Raw genomic sequence first — 18,728 nt, 5'->3', positions numbered from 1 at the left:
GCGTTCCGGCTATTGATGTGGACGCCTGCGCACTCACGTCGTCGCGATGATCGCCATCAGCAGGCCGCCGATGCACATGGTGGTGAGCACGCCGGTCCAGAACGCGTCCTCGCGCAGCGCTCGGGGTGCGCGGAACCGTCGGCGGCGCCGGGCGGGTGGAGGTGGGGGAGTGGGTACGGCGGCTGGTGGTGCCGGGGGCTCCTGCCGTTCTACCCGTTCTACGACGGGCCAGGGCACGGGCGGCATGAGCGGGGGCGGCATCGACTGGACCCACGGTGCCTGGATCAGCTGGTGAGGGAGGGGACGCTTCATACGGGGTGGACCTCGCTGCGGTGTTTGCGGAGCAGTACGTTCGCGTCGGTCTCGGCGCTGTAGTCCCGTGCGGTGCGGGCCGCTACGCGGAGTTCCACCAGTTCCCGGCAGCTCGCGCACCCGGGGGCCGGCTGCGGCGGGGCCGCGACGAGGAACGGGGCGTCGGTACGGGGCCGGTAGTTCGCCGCGCGCACCCCGGCGCTGATGCGTTCCGCGTCCGTGGCGGGGCGAAGTGACCCGGGGTCGGCCTGCCATTCGCGCCCACCGCCCACGGGACGCAACAACGCGTAGGGCCCTGCCTTGTCCTGGTACTCGCCGACCGTGTTGGTCGCGGGGTCGTAGAGCAGCGTTCCGGGTTCCATCGGCGCCCGCCTCCTCTTCCTTTTTATGTAACTTCCATACAGAATGCGACAGTTGCACTACTCTGTGCATTCCTGGGTGCGTTACGAGGATGACCCAGGTCGGAGGCGAAAACAGCGCCAACGGGCTCAACTTCCGCGTCTGGCGCGCCAAATTCCACAAATTCCACAGCACAGGAGGTCGCGATGCCGCAACGGCTGGTGGTCACGGAGATGAGCCATGAGCCCAGGAAGCGGTTTGCCGAGGAGTTGCGCCGGTTGAGGACCGAACGGGGCCTGAGCCTGCGGGACTTGTCGAGGGATGTCGGGTGGGACCCGTCGCTGTTCGGGAAGATGGAGAGCAGTAGCACGCTGGGTGGGCCCGAGGTCGTGCAGGCGCTGGACCAGTTCTACGGGACGGGGTCGTTCCTACTGACCTTGTGGGAGCTGGCGTTGGGGGATCCGACGCAGTTCAAGGAGCAGTACCGCCGGTACTTCCTGTTGCAGGCCGAGGCGTTGAGCCTGTGGCACTACGCCGCGACCGCGCCATCTGGTCTGCTTCAAGTGGACGGGTACGTGCGCGAAGCGCTCGCGGCTGGCAGCGCCAAGGGCGAGGAGTTGGAGCAACAAATCGAAGCACGAGTGAGCCGACGGAAGTTGCTGGAGGGGGAGGACGCGCCCCCGTTCCGCGCCATCATCTCCGAAGCGGTGTTGCGCATGGGGCTGCGCGACAAGCAGGCGTGGCGGGCGCAGTTGGAGTTCCTGGCGGAGGTCGCTGAGCGCCCGAACGTCACGATCCACGTCTTGCCGTTCGGCTCCGGAGTGCACGGTCTGGCGAACACCAACACCATGTTCCTGAAGCTGCTGGACGGTCGTACCGTGGCCTACGCAGAGAACGATGTGCGCGGCGAACTGATCGAGGAAACCGAGCGGGTTGAGCATCTGCAGCGTGCATATGATGCGGTACGCGACCAGGCGCTGTCCCCGGCCGAGTCGCGGATGTTCATCCTGCGGATGTTGGAGGAAGTACCGTGCGAGCCATCGACCTGACCAACGTGACGTGGCGCAAGAGCAGCTACAGCAACCCGGACGGCGGCAACTGCATTGAGGTCTCCGACGACTTGCTGAGCGCCGCCGACTGGCACAAGAGCAGTTACAGCAACACCGACGGCGGGGACTGCGTCGAGGTCGCCTCCAACCTCCCCCTCGTCCCCGTCCGCGACAGCAAGAACCCCACCCACGGCACCCTGATCTTCGGCGTCGAGGCCTGGTCGGAGTTCGTGCGCTCGGCTAAGGCTCAGTAGACGAGCGCCTGCGTACCGTCCGCCATAACCTCCTGCACGAACACCTGCGCCCCGGCGATCCGTACCCCCTCGATGACATCCTTCTCGGCGATGTCCCGGCGGGCCGCACACTGCGTGCACAACGTGACGCGGCCCGCTGCGAGCACCGAGTCGATCAGGTCCGGCAGCGGCGCGGCGTGCGGGAGTTCGAACTCGGCGGCGCGGCCCGGCAGGGCGAACCACGCGGACTCGCCGGTCAGCCACAGGGAGACGTCCACTCCGCTGGCGACGGCGACCGCGGCGACCGTGAACGCCTGTGAGCAGCGTTCGGGGGCGTCGGCACCTGCGGTCACCTTGATCACGAGCTTCTTCGACATGACCGAATCGTAATCAACTCCCTTACAACTCCCCGCGTCGGCCGTGAGTCTCCTGTGCGCGCATATGGAATGCGCACGTCATGTTCCGTGGGGGACGTCTTGGAAGTACCGGAAAAAACCATCGCAGAAGTACCGGAGCCGGAGCCGGAATCGAAGCCGGAGCCCGAGCTGAAGCCGGAGCTGAAGCCGGAGCCCGAGCTCGCGCCGGAGTCGGACTTGGAGCCGGAGTCGGCACCGGAGACGGAGTCGGACTTGGCGTCGGAGCCGGAGCTTGCGCCCGCGCCGGAGCCGGAGCCCGCGCCGGAGTCGGACTTGGAGCCGGAGTCGGAGTTGGGCCCGGAGACAGGCCCGGAGACAGGCCCGGAGACAGGGCCGGAGACAGGGCCGGAGTTGGCGCCCGCGCTCCGCCCGCGTCGCCGCGGCCGTACCACCCTCCTCATCGCCGTCGCCGCCGTACTCGGTGTCGTCGCCGGTACCTGTACCGGTTTCCTCGTCCAGGCGAACCGCGCACCCGACAAGCTGCCCTCGCTCGCGCAGAGCACCCTCACGCAGGCGAAGGGCCCGGCGCCCGAGCCGCTGTCCGCCGCGCAGGACCGCCAGGTCAAGGTCGACGGCGACCTGCGCAAGCTCCTGCTCAAGAAGCCGAGCGGGGCGAAGGACGCCGTCCTCCCCGACGGCATCGACGGCTGGCTGGACCTCGCCGCGTACGCCGAGAGGTTCAACGGTCCGGACGAAGCCTTCGCCTACGAGGTCGACCAGGAGTTCCGGCGCGCCGCCATCGCCCAGTGGCGCGAAGGCACGCGCGACGTCGACGTCCTCCTGGTGCAGTACCGCCAGGTGGTCGGCCTCGGGGCCTCCGAGTCCGGTACCGACGCCTTCTACTGGGCCGAGCGCGAGCCCGACACCACCAGCTGGCCCATCCCCGGCACGGGCGACGGAATGGCGTACGTCCACGGCGCCGACGACGAGGGCCTGTACAGCGCCGAGGCCATCGCCTGGCGCGGCGACATCGCCGTGGACATCTGGATCTACGACTCGAAGCCGATCCCGAAGAAGAAGATCATGGATCTTGCCGAGCGTCAGATGGAGCGGCTGTGACCGAGAACCAGGTCGGCGAGGTGGGCCCCGTGGAGCCAACTCCCGCTCCCGAAGCCGAAGTCGTACCCGAAACCGAAGCCGAAGTCGTAGCTGACGCCGAAGCGGAAGCCACCCCCGACGTCCCCAGGAAACCCGTACGCCGGGGCCGTATCGCCGCGGTGGCCGGCAGCGCGCTGCTCGCCCTCGCCGTCGTCGGCGGGGTCGGATACACCGTAGTGACCGTGAACGGCGCAGACCGGGACGCGGGCGCCCCCTTGTGGAAGTTCCCCAAGGACACGGCGGAGCGCAAGGCCGCGGCGGCCAAGGGGCTGAGTGCCGTGCTCCAGCCGTACACCGCCAACGGGTACGTCCGCGGGCCGGACATCGACGAGTTCGGGTCCGAGGCCGAGCTCAACGGGCGCGAGGCCACCGCCCTGCGCAAGGAGGACTTCAGAGAGCTGCCCCGCTCGCAGCGGCTCCTGCTGGAGAAGCAGATCGACCGGGAGCAGATCAAGGGCCTGGCCATGCGCAGCTACCTCTATCCCGCCGCGCAGGAGATCAACTCCTACACCGTCAAGGTCCAGCTGGTCCGGATGGACGCGAAGGCCGCGCGGAGCCTCACCGCGTACGAGAACGAACTCCTGGGCCAGGTGAGCATCTTCCGCAAGGGGCCCGCGGTCCCGGGCCACAAGGACGCGAAATGCTTCCTGCCGAAGGACGTGGCCGGGGAGAAGCTCACCGAGATGCTCTGCTTCGCGTCCGAGGCCGACGCCATGATCACGCTCAGCGCGTCCGGGACCAAGTCGATGGACACGAAGGAGATCGCGTTGTTCCTGAGCGGTCAGCTCAACCGCGTCAAGACAACGGGGGAAGCGGTATGACCGAGCAGCAGCAGCAGCAGCAGCAGCAGCAGGAGCAGCAGGAGCAGGAGCAGCAACAGCAGTTCGTGATCCCGCCGATGCCGGAGGCGCCCCCGCTGGTATCGGAACCCCCGGTCCCGGTCCGGGTGCGCAAGGACCGCCGGGTGCTGCGCGCCGCCCTCCGCTGGACGACGGCCGTCGTGGTCTTCGCGGCGGCCGGTGCGGGAACGGCGTACGGCATCACGCAGATGAAGCGGACCGACGTACCCGGACTCGCCACCGCGTCGGACGGGCGCTGGGACTACCCGGTGATCACCCGGCCGCCGCTGCCCTCCGGCAGCCCGGGACCGTTCGCCACGGACAACAAGACGAACGCCCACTACGCGGACCTGCGCGCACTGCTCCTGCCGGCGCCGAAGGGCGCGAAGGCCGACGCGTCGCTGCGCGGCACGGACGGCTGGCTGCCGACGAAGACGCTCCTCGCGCAGTACACGGACACGGCCGAGCGCAAGGAACTCGGCCAGAAACTGACCGACGACGGCCTCCGCCACATCGCGGCCCGCGGCTGGACCACACCGGACGGCACGCAGACCCGGATCTACCTGCTCCAGTTCAGCACCGCGGTCGCCGCCGACGAACTGTTCTCCCCCGGCCTCATCTCCTACGACAGCCCGGTCTACGCCCTGGACGGCGCCCCGGCGACCACCTACGACGACTCGGTCTCGACCGGGATCCTCGACGTTCACGTCAAGGCGTCGGCGTATGTCGAGGACAAGCCGGTCGGCCCGGCGGACGTCCGTCAGGCCTACCTCTCGGCCGGCGACACCCTCGGCCTGATCGTCCAGTCCCGCAAGGGCGTCGCGAAGGCGGTCCCGTTCAAGCAGACGCTGACCCTCCAGAGCCAGCTGCTGGGCTGACGCCCGGGTAGCCGTACCTCACCGTGAGCACCGGGCCCCAGCCGCGTAAGCTGGGGCCCGGCCTGTGTACGTACCGCTCAAGGAGCACCCGTGTTGGAGATCTTCTTCGAAACCCTGCTGGTCCTGGTCTGCGTCGGCGTCCTCGCCTTCGCCGGACTGAGCGTGAAGAAGCTGTACCAGGGCCAGCGCTGACCCCCATCGAGGAACTGCTGACGCCATGATCGAGATCCCGTCCGACCTCCACAAGGACCTGGTCCCCCTCGTCTTCCTGCTCGGCGAGTGGGCCGGCGCGGGTGTGCACGACTTCCCGGGCTCCGAGAAGTGCAACTTCGGCCAGGAGGTCTCCTTCACGCACGACGGCCGCGACTTCCTGGAGTACCGCTCCCACACCTGGGTCCTGGACAACGACGGCAACAAGGTCCGCCCCCTGGAGACCGAGTCCGGCTTCTGGCGCATCGACGCCGACCGCAAGGTCGAGGTCACGATGACCCGCGACGACGGAGTCGTCGAGATCTGGTACGGCGAGCTGGCCAAGCAGAAGCCCCAGATCGACCTGGTCACGGACGCGGTCGCCCGCACCGCAGCCTCCGGCCCCTACACCGGCGGCAAGCGCCTCTACGGCTACGTCAAGAGCGACCTCATGTGGGTCGGCGAGAAGCAGACCCCCGAGGTCGAACTCCGCCCCTACATGTCGGCCCACCTGAAGAAGATCGTCACCCCGGACGACGTCGAACGCTGGGCGAAGGCCCTCCCGGACGACATGCCGGACGACGGGATCGCTTTCTTCAAGTAGCTCTAGACTTCCAGTGTGGTGAGCACCGACTGGAAAAGTGATCTGCGGCAGCGCGGCTACCGGCTGACCCCGCAGCGGCAACTCGTGCTCGAAGCTGTGGACACCCTGGAGCACGCGACCCCCGACGACATCCTCATCGAGGTGAGGAAGACGGCGTCGGGGGTGAACATCTCCACGGTGTACCGGACCCTGGAGCTCCTCGAAGAGCTCCAGCTGGTCAGCCACGCGCACCTCGGGCACGGGGCGCCGACGTACCACCTCGCGGACCGGCACCACCACATCCACCTGGTCTGCCGTGACTGCACGAACGTCATCGAGGCCGATGTCGAGGTGGCCGCCGAGTTCCGGGCCAAGCTGCGCGACACCTTCGGCTTCGAGACCGACATGAAGCACTTCGCGATCTTCGGCCGCTGCAAGGACTGCGCAGGCGCGGGCGCGGGCGAGAACGCGACCGGTAAGACGTCGGCTGAGTCTTCAACTACCGAGTCGTAGGCTTACTCGTATGAAGAGCCCCCTGTTGTCCCTGCCCGGCGCCGTCTCCGCCGAAGGAGTGGACGAAGGCGTCGCCGCCCACTACGGCGATCTGTTCCGTGAGCAGCGCACCCTCGCCGACGGCACCGGTTTCGTGGACCTCTCGCACCGCGGCGTCGTCGCGGTCACCGGCGACGACCGCCTGAGCTGGCTGCACCTGCTCCTCACCCAGCACGTCAGCGACCTCCCCACCGGCGTCGCCACCGAGGCGCTGATCCTCTCGGCGCACGGTCACATCGAGCACGCCCTGTACCTCGTCGACGACGGCACCACGGTGTGGATGCACACCGAACCGGACACCCAGGAGGCGCTGATCGCCTACCTGGAGTCGATGAAGTTCTTCTATCGGGTCGAAGTCACCGACCGTACAAGCGAGTTCGCGGTGGTGTACGTCCCCGCCGGTTCCATCGCCGAGGTCCCGTCCGGCGCCGTCGTCCGCGAGACGCCGTACGGCCGCGATCTCTTCCTCCCGCGCGAGGACCTGGAGTCGTACGCCGAGAAGTCCGGCCCCCCGGCCGGGATCCTGGCCTACGAGGCGCTGCGCGTCGAGCACCACCGCCCCCGCCTCGGCTTCGAGACCGACCACCGCACGATCCCGCACGAGCTGGGCTGGATCGGCACGGCGGTCCATCTCCAGAAGGGCTGCTACCGGGGTCAGGAGACGGTCGCCCGCGTCGAGAACCTGGGCAAGCCGCCGCGCCGCCTCGTCTTCCTCCACCTCGACGGCAGCGAGGTCCATCTCCCGGGCCACGGCACGGAGTTGAGGCTCGCGGCGGAGGGCGCGGAGGGCCGCAAGATCGGCTTCATCACGACGTCCGTACGCCACCACGAACTGGGGCCGATCGCCCTCGCGCTGGTGAAGCGGAACGTGCCGTTGGACGCGCCGCTGCTGGCGGACAAGACGGCGGCGGCCCAGGAAGTAGTCGTAGAACCCTAGTTGGTTGTGGGGTCTTAGTCGGGTCTTAGTCGGGTCTTAGAGGTCGATGACGACGGTGAACGGGCCGTCGTTCGTGAGCGAGACGCGCATCTGGGCGCCGAAGCGGCCCGTCGCCACCGTGGCGCCCAGGGCACGGAGTTGGGCCACGACCTCGTCGACGAGGGGTTCGGCGATGTCGCCGGGGGCGGCGGCGTTCCAGGTGGGCCGACGTCCTTTGCGGGCATCGCCGTAGAGCGTGAACTGACTGATGACGAGCAGCGGCGCGTCAATGTCACTGCATGACTTCTCGTCGTGGAGCATGCGGATCGACCAGAGTTTGCGGGCCAGTTGGGCCGCTTTCTCCTTGGTGTCCTCGTGCGTGACCCCGACGAGGACGCAGAGTCCCTCGCCCTCGATCGCCCCGACCGTCTCGCCTTCGACCACGACACTCGCGCTGTCCACTCGCTGCACCACTGCTCGCATGGGTTCCATGATGCCGTGTGGGCGAGAAGGACCTTCGGGGGCCTCCGGCGGGCCGATTTTTGCTCCTTAACCCCCCATCTGGGGCCGTTCGGGGGCACTCGGTTACATAGCGGCCACTGGGGGTGGCACGATGCTGTCCACACGCCGGTCGAGGGGACGGTTCAGGCACATGAGCACACCGAGTACCGGGCAGCCCCATGGGCCTGTCTCGCTGATCCGCGCGGGAGGAGCGGCCACGCGCCGCCCGCCCGCGCAGCGCGTCGACAGCCCGCTGCTGCCCGCCGAACCGCCCGCACCCGACCTGACCGCACTGCGCCTCCCGGAGCTGCGCGCGGTGCGCCGCGACGCCCAGCGCGACGAGGCCGACCTGAGCTACGTACGACGGCTCCTCCAGGGCCGGATCGACATCCTGCGGGCCGAACTGGCCCGCCGCTCCCCGGCAGGCGCGGCCTCGGTGGTGGACCGTCTCTCGGAGATCCTCACCGACGCCCCCGCCCGCCACCGCTCCTCGGCCCGGCACGTCACACTCGGCACCCCGCACAGCGAGGAGTACCGGCTGCTGGCCGCGGAGATGCTGGCCGAGGTCGAATTGTCGGACCTGGAGGCCCGCACCGACCTGGAGCTGACCAGCGCGATGGGCCGCCTGGTGCGCTACGAACAGCAGGTGTCCCGGCGCCGTCAGCTCCTCCAGCACACGGCCGACGGCTGTAGCGCGGAGATCGCCCGCAGGTACCGTGAGGGAGAGGCACAGGTGGACGACCTGCTGACGTGAGTGACGTGAGGGGCCCGACGTGACGACTGAGGATGCAGGTTTTACGGGGGTTTCTGCGCGGGTTTCTGATGGTGTGCCCCCTCCGGTACTGGCCGAGGTCGTCCGCTCCGGTTTCGTGGAGAGCCGGCACAGGGGCAGCCTGGTGGTGTTGGCGGCGGACGGTTCGGTGGAACTGGCCCTGGGTGACGTGACGACCCCGGTCTTCCCCCGCTCCTCCAACAAACCGATGCAGGCGGCGGGCGTGTTGCGCGCAGGCCTGGACCTCACCGGCGAACGCCTGGCGATCGCCGCCGCGAGCCACTCCGGCGAACTCTTCCACCGCGATCTGGTACGCCGACTTCTCTCCGAACACGGCCTGGACGCAAGCCAGTTGCAGTGCCCGCCGGACCTCCCCCTCGACCCCGTCGAACAGGAGACATACCTGGCCTCGGGCGCCGTACGCGACCGCATCGCCATGAACTGCTCCGGCAAACACACGGCGATGCTGGCGGCGAGCGCGCAACGGGGCTGGCCGCTGGACTCCTACCTGGACCCGGACCACCCGCTCCAAAAACTTATCCACAGGGTTGTGGAAGAAATGTCGGGCGAGCGAGTGGCAGCCGTGGGCACGGACGGCTGCGGCGCCCCACTCCTTGCGATCAGCCTGACCGGCCTGGCCCGCGCGTTCCACACCTTCGTCCTGTCCGACCCCGGCTCCCCGGAACGCCGAGTCGCCGACGCGATGAGGGCTCACCCCGAGTACGTCGCCGGCACCCGCCGCCCCGACACGCTGCTGATGCGAGCGGTACCGGGCGCGCTCTCGAAGATGGGCGCGGAGGCGGTCCAGGCGGTCGCCCTTCCGGACGGGCGGGCGTTGGCGTTCAAGGTGGAGGACGGGGCGGGGCGGGCGCTGGGGCCGGTGTTGGGGAGGGCGTTGGGGTTGATGGGGGTGCCGGTGGGCGAACTCGGGAGGGCCGTGGTCCTGGGCGGGGGGCGTGAAGTGGGGGAGATCCGGGCGGTGTTCTAGGGGCGGGGCTACCCGTTCCCCTTTTCAGCGAGGCCGCCATCACCCAGCCCGTTGGGGGTCCCCCCTCTGGGGGAGTTTGAGGACGAGGCCGTCCAGGCCGAAGGGGGGTCTGGGGGCGCAGCCCCCAGGGATGGGACGGGTAGGGGCGGCGGGGGCGAAAAAATCCCCGCGACGCCCACCCCCCACCGACCTACCGTGACCCCATGACCCCCCGCGATGACGCCCTCGCCGTACGCCCCGTCACGGAGCCCGAGATCCCCGACTGGATCCGCGCGCTGAACACCGGTTTCCTGCGCACTCCCTACGTCTCCGACGACGAGATCGCCGACCGCAGCAGCTACATCGACCCGTCCCGCACCCTCGGCGCGTTCGACGGCCCCCGCTGCGTGGCGACCTTCCGCTCCTTCCCGCAGGAGATCACCGCCGTGGGCGGCAGGGCAGTCCCCGCGGACGCCATCACGAACGTCACCGTCACGGCCACCCACCGCCGCCGCGGCCTCCTGACCCGGATGATGGACCGGGACCTGGCCGCCGCGAAGGAACGCGGTGACGTCGTCGCCACGCTCATCGCCGCCGAGTACCGGATCTACGGCCGCTACGGCTTCGGCCCCGCGACCTCGATGACCCAGTGGGAGATCGACCTCCAGCGCGCAGGCCTCGACCCCCGCTGGTCCGCCCCGGAGGACGGCGGCCGTATCGACCTGGTGGACGGCGAGGACGTACGCAGACTCGGCCCGGAACTGCACGAGCGGCTGCGCCGCGCCCAGCCCGGCGTGATCAACCGGGACGACCGCTGGTGGCAGGTCACCACGGGCGCCGTACACCTGACGCGCGCACCGTGGACCGAGCCGTTCTACGCCGTGTACCGTGCGGCCGACGGCGAGGTGCAGGGCCTGGCCACGTACGACTGCGACGACACCTGGACCGACGCCAAGCAGCCGCTCGACACGGCCACCGTGCGGGGGCTGATCGCCACCACCCCGGCCGCCGAACGCGCCCTGTGGCACCACCTCTGCTCGATCGACTGGGTGGCGAAGGTGAAGTCGGGCAGACGCGCCCCCGACGACCTGCTGCCCCTCCTCCTGCCGGACCCGCGCGCGGCCACCGTCACCACCCAGGCGGACTGGCTGTGGGTGCGGATCCTGGATGTCGTACGGGCCATGGAGGCACGGTCGTACGAGGGGGAGGGCACGTTGGTGTTCGAGGTGGTCGACGGGGCCCAACTGGCGGGCGGGCGCTACCGGTTGGAGGCTTCGGCGCAGGGGGCGTTGTGTGTGCCGACCACGGAGAGCGCGGAACTCACGCTGGATGTGGGGGAGTTGGGCACGCTGTGGCTCGGTGACCAGTCGGCCGTACGGCTCGCGGCGGTCGGCCGGGTCCGGGAAGAACGAGCGGGCGCCGCCCGTGTGGCCGACGCCCTGCTGCGTACGTCCAGGCGGCCTTGGTGCCCGGACATCTTCTGAACGTTCCTTCCCGCGGGGCCGGTTGATCTTTTCTGGAACCGATGGAACCGATGGAACCGATGAACCGATGGACTCATCCGTAGCTGTTCAGTTGTGGTGGTGCCGGCCGCCGGGCTCTCGGCTCCCCTCCAGGAGAGAGACCCAGGCGGCCAAGTTAGCCAAGTTGGTGACCAACTCTCTTCTAGTTATCTCCTCTTGGATGCGTCTCATAACCACCTTTCCTTGAACTGCCGAAAGATGGCGAGAAGTTGTAGTGTTTGGTCGTGGACCCGGAACACGCCACCGTCAATGGACGGACGAGGTCAATACGGCCACAGTGGTCACACCGCGAGCTGGCCGACGAGCTGCGCACCCGGATCAGGTCCGGTGTACTGCGGCCCGGCCAGCGCATGCCCACCCAGGCCAAGCTGGCGGACGAGTTCGGCATGGAGCGCGGGGCCGTACGGCAGGCGCTGCGCATCCTGCAGTCCGAGCGGCTGCTCACCAACATGTCCAAGGGGAGCCCGGCGACCGTGGCCCCCGACCTCGGCTTGGCCCTGACCGGCCCCGGAGCCCCGCCGCAGCCCACGATGGTGGGACTGGGGCCGCGCATATCGGAGGCCTTCGCGCAGCCGCACGTCGAGATCGAGGCGCTCTGCCTCACCGCCGTCTCGCTCACGCTGGCCGTCGGCGAACCGCTGCGCCAGATCCACGCCGGACGTCTGAAACCGGCCACGGTCGACGTCCGGGTGCTGCTGCCGAGCAGCGACATCGACCTCGCCTTCCCCTCCCGCGTGGACGCCTCGGCCGACGGCCGGCTGCAACGCCGATGGCTGGCCCAACGCAACGCCCAGGGCCAGGTGTTGAAGCACAACCTGCTCGCGTTACGCGCGACGCACGGCATCGACGTGCACATCACGTTCCGCGCGCTGCCCTTCACCCCACCCGTGAAGCTGTACCTGCTCAACGGCTCGGAGGCGCTCTTCGCCTACTACACGCTGACCCAGCGCGAGGCGGAGATCGGCCACGAGCAGGTGGAGATGTACGACGCGGAGGGCACCCAGTCGATGCTGTTCGCCTTCGAGCAGGGCGCGGGGCTGCGGGACACGACGTTCGTGGAACAGTCGCAACTGTGGTTCAACGCACTGTGGGAGACGATCAGTTCGGAGCTCACGCTGACACCCACGAGCTGATCGCCTCCCGCAGTGGCTGACCTGATGTGACCTTGGGGGCGGCCTTCGGGTCGTACGGGTGGTCGTACGGGTCACAGGGCCGGACCGGTGACCAGCAGGGCCAGGACGACGGCCCCGATGGAGCTGATGGCCGGGCTCTTGGCCTTGATGCCGATGGAGAGCAACAGCAGACCGATGATCCCGGTGGCGCCGTACTTCCACTGGACGATCTGCTCGAAGCCGACGACGAGGACGGCGGAGAGGAGGGCGATGGCAGGCACGGTGGTTCCCCCTTCGGGCTGTGGAAGCAAAACTTCCACCAACTTGGAGAAGTTGGCAGCCAACTCTGCTTAAGTTGTTCCCGATTGGCACCTACTCACACCTACTTACAATCAGGTTCCAAACAACTCCCCTTAGATGGGGCAGAGTTATACCGTTTGGTCGTGACCCAGGAGAACGTGGCAGTGAACGGCAGCAGAAGCTTCTCGCCCCAGGAGATCGCCGACGCCCTACGCGACCGCATCCGCACCGGCGACCTCAAGGCAGGCGACCGCCTGCCCACCCAGGCCGACCTGGCGGAGGAGTTCGGGGTCGAACGCGGCGCCGTACGCCAGGCACTGCGGCTGCTCCAGGAGGCGGGCCTCCTGACGAACGTGAGCAAGGGGAGCCCACCGCGGATCGCGGAGCCGCCGACGCCGCTGCGCGGCGAACCCCAGCCGACGATGGTGGGGTTGGCACCGCGCCTGACAGAGGCTTTCTCGGCGCCGAACGTCCACGTGGATGTCGTATGCCACACTGCCGAGACCCTGATGGTGGCCATCGGCGAACCCCTCCGCCAGATCCACGAGGGCCGCCTGCGCCCCGAGTCGATCGCGGTCCGCATCCTGGTTCCCTCCCGAGAGATCACCCTCGCGTTCCCGGTGCCGGTCGAAGACAGTGGCGAGGACGACTCGGTCCACAAGCGGTGGCTGGGAATGCGCAATGCCCAGGGCCAGGTTCTCCAGCACAACCTGCAGGCACTGCGGGCCACCCACGGCATGGACGTCAAGGTCACCTTCCGGGCGCTCCCCTTCACTCCTCCCGTGAAGCTGTACCTGCTCAACGGCCAGGAGGCGCTGCTCGGTTACTACATGCTCACGAGACGGGAGGAGGAGTACGGCGCCCAGACGCTGGAGATGTACGACGCCCTCGGCTCCCAGTCCGTCCTCTTCTCTTTCCTGCGGCGGACCGGTGAGCGGGACGCCGCGTTCGTGGAGCAATCGCAGCTGTGGTTCGACGCCCTCTGGGAAACCATCACCACGGACCTGACACTCTCCTAGTGACTCCTGATACGACGCAGACTGAACCGGTGACAGCGGAGACAGAGAAAGAGACCGAGAACCTGCGGGAACTGATCACGCGTGCACACGTGGTGCTGTGGGACTTCGACGGGCCGATCTGCCGGCTCTTCGCGGGACACAAGGCGGAGCGCGTGGCCGGCGAACTGGTGGAGTGGCTGGAGGGCCGAGGTCTCCACGGGCTGCTCACGGACGATGAACGGAAGTCCCTGGACCCGCACATAGTGCTGCGCGCGGTGGATCGCCGGCGTCCCGGCAGCGACCTGGTGGCGGAGCTGGAAGAACGTCTCACCCAGGAAGAGATGAGAGCCACCGCCTCCGCGATGCCCACCGCCTACGCCGATCCGCTGATCCGTACCTGGAGAGCGGCGGGCTCCCGACTGGCGATCGCCACGAACAACTCCCCCCGGGTGGCCCGCGCATACCTGGCGAGCCGCGGTCTCGTCACCTGCTTCGCCCCGCACGTCTACGGCCGCACCCAGGACCTCCACCGCCTCAAGCCCGACCCGCACTGCCTCAACCGGGCCCTGAGCGCCATGGGGGCCGCGCCGGACGCCGCCCTGATGATCGGCGACTCCCCCACGGACTTCGACGCCGCGCGGGAGGCCAGGGTCCCGTTCCTCGGCTACGCGCGTAACGAAGGCAAGGCGAAGCTTTTGAGGGCAGGCGGAGCAGCGCACGTGGTCGACTCCCTTGAGCCCTTGCTGCGGATACTCCGCGGATAGACCGGGCGATACGACTGCTCTGCCTGCCGGACCGCTTGCCGCGCCTGCGGAGCCATGCCGCCGGCGATGTGAGCAGCCCTGCAGAATTGCTCGGTCAACCTGACCCATTAACCTGCGAGTTGACTGACCTCTTGCCTGACTGAATGCGGTTCGCCGATCACCTGCGGGTGGTACATACCGAGCGTGACGGGGACAAGGAAGGCCGACTCCGGCGGCAAGGAGTTCCGTCGGGTCGCGGAGGAACTTCGGGTCCGGATGGCGGACGGGGTGTATCCGCTGGGCTCCTACCTGCCGGCGCAGTCGGCGCTCGCGACGGAGTTCGGGGTCTCCCGCAACACCGTGCAGCGGGTCCTTGAGGGACTGCGCAGCGAAGGCTGGATCGAGTCCCGGCAGGGCAAGGGTTCCCGCGTCATCAAGAACCAGCGCATTCAGTCCTGGTCGCCCAGGGCCGGCAGGTCACGCCGGGCGCTGATGCTGGGGCCTCTCATAGGAGAGGCGTTCGAACAGCCCGAAGTCACCCTGGATGTCTACACGTTGACGTCGGAGTCCCTGGACGCGCACATCCGCACGCAGGCGGAACGGATCCGCGCCAAGAACATCGCTCCTCGGTGCATCGCCCTGCGTGTGCTGCTGCCCACCGAGTCGATGACCCTGCCGTATCCGCGGGCCAAGGACGACCCGGACGATCCGCGGCTGCAGGCCCGTCTGCATCACATCACCAAGCGGCACACGGAGTCCCTGCGCGAGGTGCTGACGGCGCTGGAGGCCGAAAGCCTGGTCCCGTCCGTCGAGTTGGAGATCCGGCATGCGCCACTGATACCGACCTTCAAGCTGTACGTGATCAACGGTGCCGAGGTGCTGCACGGCGTCTACACGGTCATCGAGCGCACGGTGGTCCTGGACGACGGCGACAAGATCACGGCACTCGACGTGCTGGGCTACGGTGCCACCCTCACCCATCACGTGAAGGACGCCGATCCGACCTCGCCGGGGTCCGTCTTCGTGGAGGGCATGACGACCTGGTTCGAGTCCGTCTGGACGTGGCTCACCGACTAGCTCTCCTAGGCCTGGGTCATCAGCAGGACGAAGACCACGGCTCCCGCGCACAGGCAGGTCGTGTCGCGTGACCGGAGGCCGACTCCGAGGAGGAACAGGCACAGGATGCCGAGCGCGCCGTAGCGTGACTGGAGCAGTTGGCCGAGGCCCACGGTGAAGACTTCAAACACCAGTTGAACGATCACGACTCCCCCAAACCACCGCTTCCCGAGAAGCGATCAACTACCCGTCCAATTGGACTGGTTGACGTAATTCTGTTGTTCCCTGGACTGTTGATCCCTTAACTGGCAGTCAAGATTGGTGGGGTGATTTGACTGGAAGTGGTTTGCTCGGTGGCGATGAGAGGTACGGTCGCCGTGTGAGTGACGGCACCCCGGGCGATGGCGGCGGCAGGGAGTTCGAGCGCGTCGCGGGTGAGCTGCGGGCGCGGATGAACGACGGCGTCTACCCCAAGGGTTCGTTCCTGCCTCCGCAGCGTGAACTGGCCGACGAGTTCGGGGTCTCCCGTGACACCGTGCAGAAGGTTCTCAGGGAGCTGCGGAGCGAGAGCTGGATCGAGACGCGCCAGGGAAGCGGGTCCAGGGTCGTCAAGGGCCAGCAGGTCCACTCCCCGACGAGCAGCGGGATGGTCACGCTCCGTCCGCTCATCGATCACGCCTTCGGGCAGCGTGAAGTGACCCTGGACGTCTTCACGTTGACGTCCGAGTCTCTCGGCGCGCACATCCGCCTGCAGGCGGAGCGGATACGGGCCAAGGAGATCGCCCCGCAGCGCATCGCCCTGCGCATGATGCTGCCCTCCGAATCACTTGAACTCCCGTACTGGCGGACCGGACAGCCCGCTCAGGACGAGCGTCTGAAAGCGCGGTTCCTGAACATCACGAGGCGTTACACCGAGTCGTTGCGCACCGCGCTGAGCGACCTGCAGACGACGGGGCTCGTGCCGTCCGTGGATCTCGAGATCCGCCGGAGCCGGCTGATGCCGCACTTCAAGCTCTATCTTCTGAACGGGACAGAGGCGGTGGTCGGCCCGTACAAGGTGTACAAGCGGTCCATCGAAATGGAGGACCGTGAAGTGATCGAAGGCGCCCTTGATGTCGAGGGCCTGGGCGCCGGTCTCACCCACCATGTGATGGACGCCGAACTCCCTTCGCAGGGCACGGTGTTCGTGACGGGCATGCAGGAGTGGTTCGACTCCGTATGGGGGCATCTCACTGATTAGCCCGGACCTTCTCGGCGGCGATGACGATCGAAAGGTGTGTGGAGACCACGGCGTCCGCATCGCCTTGTTTCATTTCGAGGGCCCGCGTCTCTTCCCGGGTGTATCCGACAAAGCGCGTGCCGGCCGCCCGAGCCGCCTTCAGATCGGTGACCTGATCGCCGATCAGGATGCACGAGGGAGCGTGAAGACCGAGGTGTTCGAGGGCCCGGCCCACGCAATGGGGATGGGGTTTCATGTGGCGAGCGTCCTTCGGGTCGCGGCCGAAAACGCCCTCGAACTTGTCGTGGAAATCCGGGTGTTCGAGATAGGTGTTGATCGGGCCCTCGGCATTGTTGCTCACGACCACGAGACGCAGGCCGAGTTCGCGCAGTAGGTCCACGAGAGTGACGATGTGCGGGGCGCGTACGGCGGTCCGGAGCGCCTCGGTCTCCTGCCCGGTGACAATCTTTTCCGCCAGCACCAGCGGCTCCGGCGAGAGTTTCTTCGAGGCCGGCCGCTCGTACATGTCCCTGAGGCGGCGGAGGATGCCGTGCGAGTCGTAGCAGGACTCGACTTCCGGATCCAACCGGCCCTGGCCCTCCGGATCGCGCCAGCCCCAGTACGGCCGTGCCGCCTCCTTCACCTGCTCCGCGACATCGTCCGTGGGTACACCGCGGAAGAGGTCGCAGACGGGTCCGTCGAAGTCGAACAGCACGGCACGGGCGCCGGTGAGCAGGCGCGGCAACGCGTCCTGGTCGTCGGTCGCGTTGGTCGCGTCGATCATGGGGCTCCTAGGTCGTCGCGACAGCCTGTCCCGGAGAGAGGCGTGTTTTCCACTGTTCCAACGACCGGGGTCCGGCCCGGGCACGTACCCGCCCGAGTCCGTCGGCTCTGTCGGCGCGTCGAGCGAACGTACGTACCGTCGCCCGCGGCAGTTCAATGGGCGGGTTCTTCACCGGCGCTCGAAGTCCGTGGAGTAACGTGCCTCATCCCTTACCTCATCGGCTCAACCGGAACGGGCTGAACGCAGCGAATGACATCCCAACTCTCCGGCGTCCGGCAGCGAGCCGACGAACTGGGCGGCGTGAACAGCGTGGTCAAAGGCCCTCTCAAGGGCTACCACCACGAGACGTACGTCCTGACCATCCCGGGTGAGACGCGCATCGTGAAGTTCCGCGAGCCGCGCGAGGAGATCCTCTGGTTCGATCGCAGATGCTTCCGCTCCGAGGAGGATCTGCTCCGCGCTCTGCACGGGAAGGTCGCCCGCATCCCCGCCATTCACGACATCGCGGGCATGGCGCTACAGGGGTTCATCGAGGGCCGGACCCTCAAGGCGCGCCCCTGGGGCGATCGGAGAATCCCTGAGGCGGTCCTCGACCAGATCGTCGACCTCTTCCAGGAGATGGCACGGATCACGCCGGACATGCTCGACGTGAATCGGCGCTGCGAGCCCGACGACCGCGCCGAGGACGGTGACTGCGACGGCTTCCTGGAGCGTCTGATCGTCTTCGTCGAGAAGCAGGTCTACGAGAGGAACCGCCCGGATTTCGGGAGGCTCTTCGAAGATCTCGGTATCGGCGATGAGGCGTTCGCCCAGCTCAGAAAGAGCGTTTCCGGGCTGAGGGAACGTGACTTCTGTCTTTTGCACGGCGACCTCCACCGAGAGAATCTGGTCCTCGACCCACTCGGCCAACTCTGGGCCATCGACTGGGAGTTGGCGATGCTGGGTGATCCGCTCTACGACTTGGCCACCAACCTCTACCTGATGTCCTATCCGGCGGATCAGGAACGCCGTGTCGTCGAGGAATGGTTCAGAGTCGTCCAAAGGGTACGACCCCGCAGCGCACAGGGCTGGGAACAGGACCTGGAACGCCTTCTCGGCTTCAAGAAAGCGCAGTCGGTGTTCACCGACGTCATTCGCCTGTCGCTCTCCCTGCGTGACGGGTCGAGAGTCAACTGGGTCAAGCTTCCGTCGGTGGTCGGCAAACTGCAGTCCGTTCTCACGGCCGCCGCGGGTCCGTTGGGGCTGATCGAGATTCCGAGCAGATCGCGGATCGCGGCGGCGCTCGTCCGCTAGCATCACCACCTGTTTCCATGTGTGTGTGGTTTCGTCGGCAGAACGAACACGCTTGG

General features: G+C 67.8%; 24 protein-coding genes. 17 read left to right on the top strand and 7 right to left on the bottom strand.

Annotated elements, in window-relative coordinates:
• Positions 1–33 precede the first annotated feature (33 nt).
• A complete protein-coding gene (locus tag OG588_RS23180; protein WP_405948985.1) occupies positions 34–312 on the bottom strand; it encodes a hypothetical protein in 279 nt (92 codons plus the stop codon).
• Positions 309–674 (bottom strand): hypothetical protein, encoded by a 366-nt coding sequence (locus OG588_RS23175; RefSeq protein WP_405948984.1) that lies wholly within the window; start codon positions 672–674, stop codon positions 309–311. The genes OG588_RS23180 and OG588_RS23175 overlap by 4 nt, the downstream gene beginning before the upstream one ends.
• A gap of 183 nt (positions 675–857) precedes the next feature.
• Between OG588_RS23175 and OG588_RS23170 the strand changes: the two genes are divergently transcribed.
• Together OG588_RS23170 and OG588_RS23165 are read left to right on the top strand one after the other, a co-directional pair.
• Positions 858–1,700, top strand: a complete 843-nt coding sequence (locus tag OG588_RS23170) for a helix-turn-helix domain-containing protein (protein ID WP_405948983.1) — start codon at positions 858–860, stop codon at positions 1,698–1,700.
• Entirely contained in the window at positions 1,682–1,954 is a 273-nt protein-coding gene (locus tag OG588_RS23165; protein ID WP_405948982.1) for a DUF397 domain-containing protein, read from the top strand. Before OG588_RS23170 ends, OG588_RS23165 begins: the two co-directional genes overlap by 19 nt.
• Here OG588_RS23165 and OG588_RS23160 read toward each other — a convergent pair.
• The gene (locus OG588_RS23160) at positions 1,948–2,310 is read right to left on the bottom strand and encodes a DsrE family protein (protein WP_019064572.1); all 363 of its coding nucleotides are present in this window, start codon (positions 2,308–2,310) and stop codon (positions 1,948–1,950) included. The genes OG588_RS23165 and OG588_RS23160 overlap by 7 nt on opposite strands.
• Positions 2,311–2,409: 99 nt before the next feature.
• On the opposite strand from OG588_RS23160, the gene OG588_RS23155 reads away from it, so the two are divergent.
• The 6 genes from OG588_RS23155 (at position 2,410) to OG588_RS23130 (ending at position 7,425) form a co-directional block, all read left to right on the top strand.
• Positions 2,410–3,408, top strand: coding sequence for a hypothetical protein (locus OG588_RS23155; protein WP_405948981.1), 999 nt, complete (start codon positions 2,410–2,412; stop codon positions 3,406–3,408).
• Positions 3,405–4,268, top strand: coding sequence for a hypothetical protein (locus OG588_RS23150; RefSeq protein WP_405948980.1), 864 nt, complete (start codon positions 3,405–3,407; stop codon positions 4,266–4,268). Before OG588_RS23155 ends, OG588_RS23150 begins: the two co-directional genes overlap by 4 nt.
• The gene (locus OG588_RS23145) at positions 4,265–5,164 is read left to right on the top strand and encodes a hypothetical protein (protein ID WP_405948979.1); all 900 of its coding nucleotides are present in this window, start codon (positions 4,265–4,267) and stop codon (positions 5,162–5,164) included. The genes OG588_RS23150 and OG588_RS23145 overlap by 4 nt, the downstream gene beginning before the upstream one ends.
• Positions 5,165–5,381: 217 nt before the next feature.
• On the top strand, positions 5,382–5,957 hold the full coding sequence (locus tag OG588_RS23140; RefSeq protein ID WP_019062576.1) for an FABP family protein: 576 nt from the start codon (positions 5,382–5,384) through the stop codon (positions 5,955–5,957).
• A gap of 15 nt (positions 5,958–5,972) precedes the next feature.
• Positions 5,973–6,449 (top strand): Fur family transcriptional regulator, encoded by a 477-nt coding sequence (locus tag OG588_RS23135; protein WP_405948978.1) that lies wholly within the window; start codon positions 5,973–5,975, stop codon positions 6,447–6,449.
• Positions 6,450–6,459: 10 nt separating this feature from the next.
• Complete coding sequence (locus OG588_RS23130) at positions 6,460–7,425, top strand: YgfZ/GcvT domain-containing protein (protein ID WP_405948977.1); 966 nt, start codon at positions 6,460–6,462, stop codon at positions 7,423–7,425.
• Between the two features lie 36 nt (positions 7,426–7,461).
• Here the strand turns inward: OG588_RS23130 and dtd are convergent, their stop codons facing one another.
• Complete coding sequence (gene dtd / locus OG588_RS23125; protein ID WP_366093138.1) at positions 7,462–7,887, bottom strand: D-aminoacyl-tRNA deacylase; 426 nt, start codon at positions 7,885–7,887, stop codon at positions 7,462–7,464.
• Positions 7,888–8,056: 169 nt separating this feature from the next.
• On the opposite strand from dtd, the gene OG588_RS23120 reads away from it, so the two are divergent.
• From OG588_RS23120 to OG588_RS23105, 4 genes are all read left to right on the top strand, one after another.
• Entirely contained in the window at positions 8,057–8,659 is a 603-nt protein-coding gene (locus OG588_RS23120; protein WP_405948976.1) for an aerial mycelium formation protein, read from the top strand.
• Positions 8,660–8,732: 73 nt separating this feature from the next.
• On the top strand, positions 8,733–9,665 hold the full coding sequence (locus OG588_RS23115; RefSeq protein ID WP_405948975.1) for an asparaginase: 933 nt from the start codon (positions 8,733–8,735) through the stop codon (positions 9,663–9,665).
• Positions 9,666–9,868: 203 nt separating this feature from the next.
• Positions 9,869–11,128 (top strand): GNAT family N-acetyltransferase, encoded by a 1,260-nt coding sequence (locus OG588_RS23110; protein WP_405948974.1) that lies wholly within the window; start codon positions 9,869–9,871, stop codon positions 11,126–11,128.
• A 257-nt stretch (positions 11,129–11,385) separates the two neighbouring features.
• Positions 11,386–12,300 (top strand): winged helix-turn-helix domain-containing protein, encoded by a 915-nt coding sequence (locus OG588_RS23105; RefSeq protein ID WP_405948973.1) that lies wholly within the window; start codon positions 11,386–11,388, stop codon positions 12,298–12,300.
• Positions 12,301–12,371: 71 nt separating this feature from the next.
• Here OG588_RS23105 and OG588_RS23100 read toward each other — a convergent pair whose 3' ends face one another.
• Complete coding sequence (locus tag OG588_RS23100; RefSeq protein ID WP_393048230.1) at positions 12,372–12,560, bottom strand: hypothetical protein; 189 nt, start codon at positions 12,558–12,560, stop codon at positions 12,372–12,374.
• Between the two features lie 156 nt (positions 12,561–12,716).
• On the opposite strand from OG588_RS23100, the gene OG588_RS23095 reads away from it, so the two are divergent.
• From OG588_RS23095 to OG588_RS23085, 3 genes are all read left to right on the top strand, one after another.
• Positions 12,717–13,598, top strand: a complete 882-nt coding sequence (locus OG588_RS23095) for a GntR family transcriptional regulator (protein WP_366093143.1) — start codon at positions 12,717–12,719, stop codon at positions 13,596–13,598.
• 29 nt (positions 13,599–13,627) lie between these two features.
• Positions 13,628–14,341 carry an HAD family hydrolase gene (locus OG588_RS23090; protein ID WP_405948972.1) on the top strand — a complete coding sequence of 238 codons (714 nt, stop codon included), beginning with the start codon at positions 13,628–13,630 and terminating at the stop codon, positions 14,339–14,341.
• Positions 14,342–14,524: 183 nt separating this feature from the next.
• Positions 14,525–15,397 (top strand): GntR family transcriptional regulator, encoded by an 873-nt coding sequence (locus OG588_RS23085; protein WP_405948971.1) that lies wholly within the window; start codon positions 14,525–14,527, stop codon positions 15,395–15,397.
• A gap of 5 nt (positions 15,398–15,402) precedes the next feature.
• On the opposite strand, the gene OG588_RS23080 is transcribed toward OG588_RS23085, so the two are convergent.
• Positions 15,403–15,582: a hypothetical protein gene (locus tag OG588_RS23080; RefSeq protein ID WP_366093146.1), complete on the bottom strand. Its 180-nt coding sequence runs from the start codon at positions 15,580–15,582 to the stop codon at positions 15,403–15,405.
• A 173-nt stretch (positions 15,583–15,755) separates the two neighbouring features.
• On the opposite strand from OG588_RS23080, the gene OG588_RS23075 reads away from it, so the two are divergent.
• On the top strand, positions 15,756–16,616 hold the full coding sequence (locus tag OG588_RS23075; protein ID WP_405948970.1) for a GntR family transcriptional regulator: 861 nt from the start codon (positions 15,756–15,758) through the stop codon (positions 16,614–16,616).
• Here the strand turns inward: OG588_RS23075 and OG588_RS23070 are convergent.
• The gene (locus OG588_RS23070; protein ID WP_405948969.1) at positions 16,606–17,463 is read right to left on the bottom strand and encodes an HAD family hydrolase; all 858 of its coding nucleotides are present in this window, start codon (positions 17,461–17,463) and stop codon (positions 16,606–16,608) included. The genes OG588_RS23075 and OG588_RS23070 overlap by 11 nt on opposite strands.
• Positions 17,464–17,628: 165 nt before the next feature.
• Here OG588_RS23070 and OG588_RS23065 point away from each other — a divergent pair, with 165 nt between their 5' ends.
• Positions 17,629–18,672 carry a phosphotransferase gene (locus OG588_RS23065; protein WP_405948968.1) on the top strand — a complete coding sequence of 348 codons (1,044 nt, stop codon included), beginning with the start codon at positions 17,629–17,631 and terminating at the stop codon, positions 18,670–18,672.
• Positions 18,673–18,728 lie beyond the last annotated feature (56 nt).

Source organism: Streptomyces prunicolor (genome assembly GCF_045162825.1).
Taxonomy (GTDB): Bacteria; Actinomycetota; Actinomycetes; order Streptomycetales; family Streptomycetaceae; genus Streptomyces; species Streptomyces prunicolor.
The sequence above is the reverse complement of the archived record's forward strand: the minus strand, read 5'-3'. Positions and strand labels throughout refer to the sequence as shown.

Bases quoted from the DNA above. Each gene is read 5' to 3' on its own strand.
- OG588_RS23180 (WP_405948985.1), bottom strand. From the start codon at position 312: ATGAAGCGTCCCCTCCCTCACCAGCTGATCCAGGCACCGTGGGTCCAG.
- OG588_RS23175 (WP_405948984.1), bottom strand. From the start codon at position 674: ATGGAACCCGGAACGCTGCTCTACGACCCCGCGACCAACACGGTCGGC.
- OG588_RS23170 (WP_405948983.1), top strand. From the start codon at position 858: ATGCCGCAACGGCTGGTGGTCACGGAGATGAGCCATGAGCCCAGGAAG.
- OG588_RS23160 (WP_019064572.1), bottom strand. From the start codon at position 2,310: ATGTCGAAGAAGCTCGTGATCAAGGTGACCGCAGGTGCCGACGCCCCC.
- OG588_RS23145 (WP_405948979.1), top strand. From the start codon at position 4,265: ATGACCGAGCAGCAGCAGCAGCAGCAGCAGCAGCAGGAGCAGCAGGAG.
- OG588_RS23140 (WP_019062576.1), top strand. From the start codon at position 5,382: ATGATCGAGATCCCGTCCGACCTCCACAAGGACCTGGTCCCCCTCGTC.
- OG588_RS23130 (WP_405948977.1), top strand. From the start codon at position 6,460: ATGAAGAGCCCCCTGTTGTCCCTGCCCGGCGCCGTCTCCGCCGAAGGA.
- dtd (WP_366093138.1), bottom strand. From the start codon at position 7,887: ATGCGAGCAGTGGTGCAGCGAGTGGACAGCGCGAGTGTCGTGGTCGAA.
- OG588_RS23120 (WP_405948976.1), top strand. From the start codon at position 8,057: ATGAGCACACCGAGTACCGGGCAGCCCCATGGGCCTGTCTCGCTGATC.
- OG588_RS23110 (WP_405948974.1), top strand. From the start codon at position 9,869: ATGACCCCCCGCGATGACGCCCTCGCCGTACGCCCCGTCACGGAGCCC.
- OG588_RS23065 (WP_405948968.1), top strand. From the start codon at position 17,629: ATGACATCCCAACTCTCCGGCGTCCGGCAGCGAGCCGACGAACTGGGC.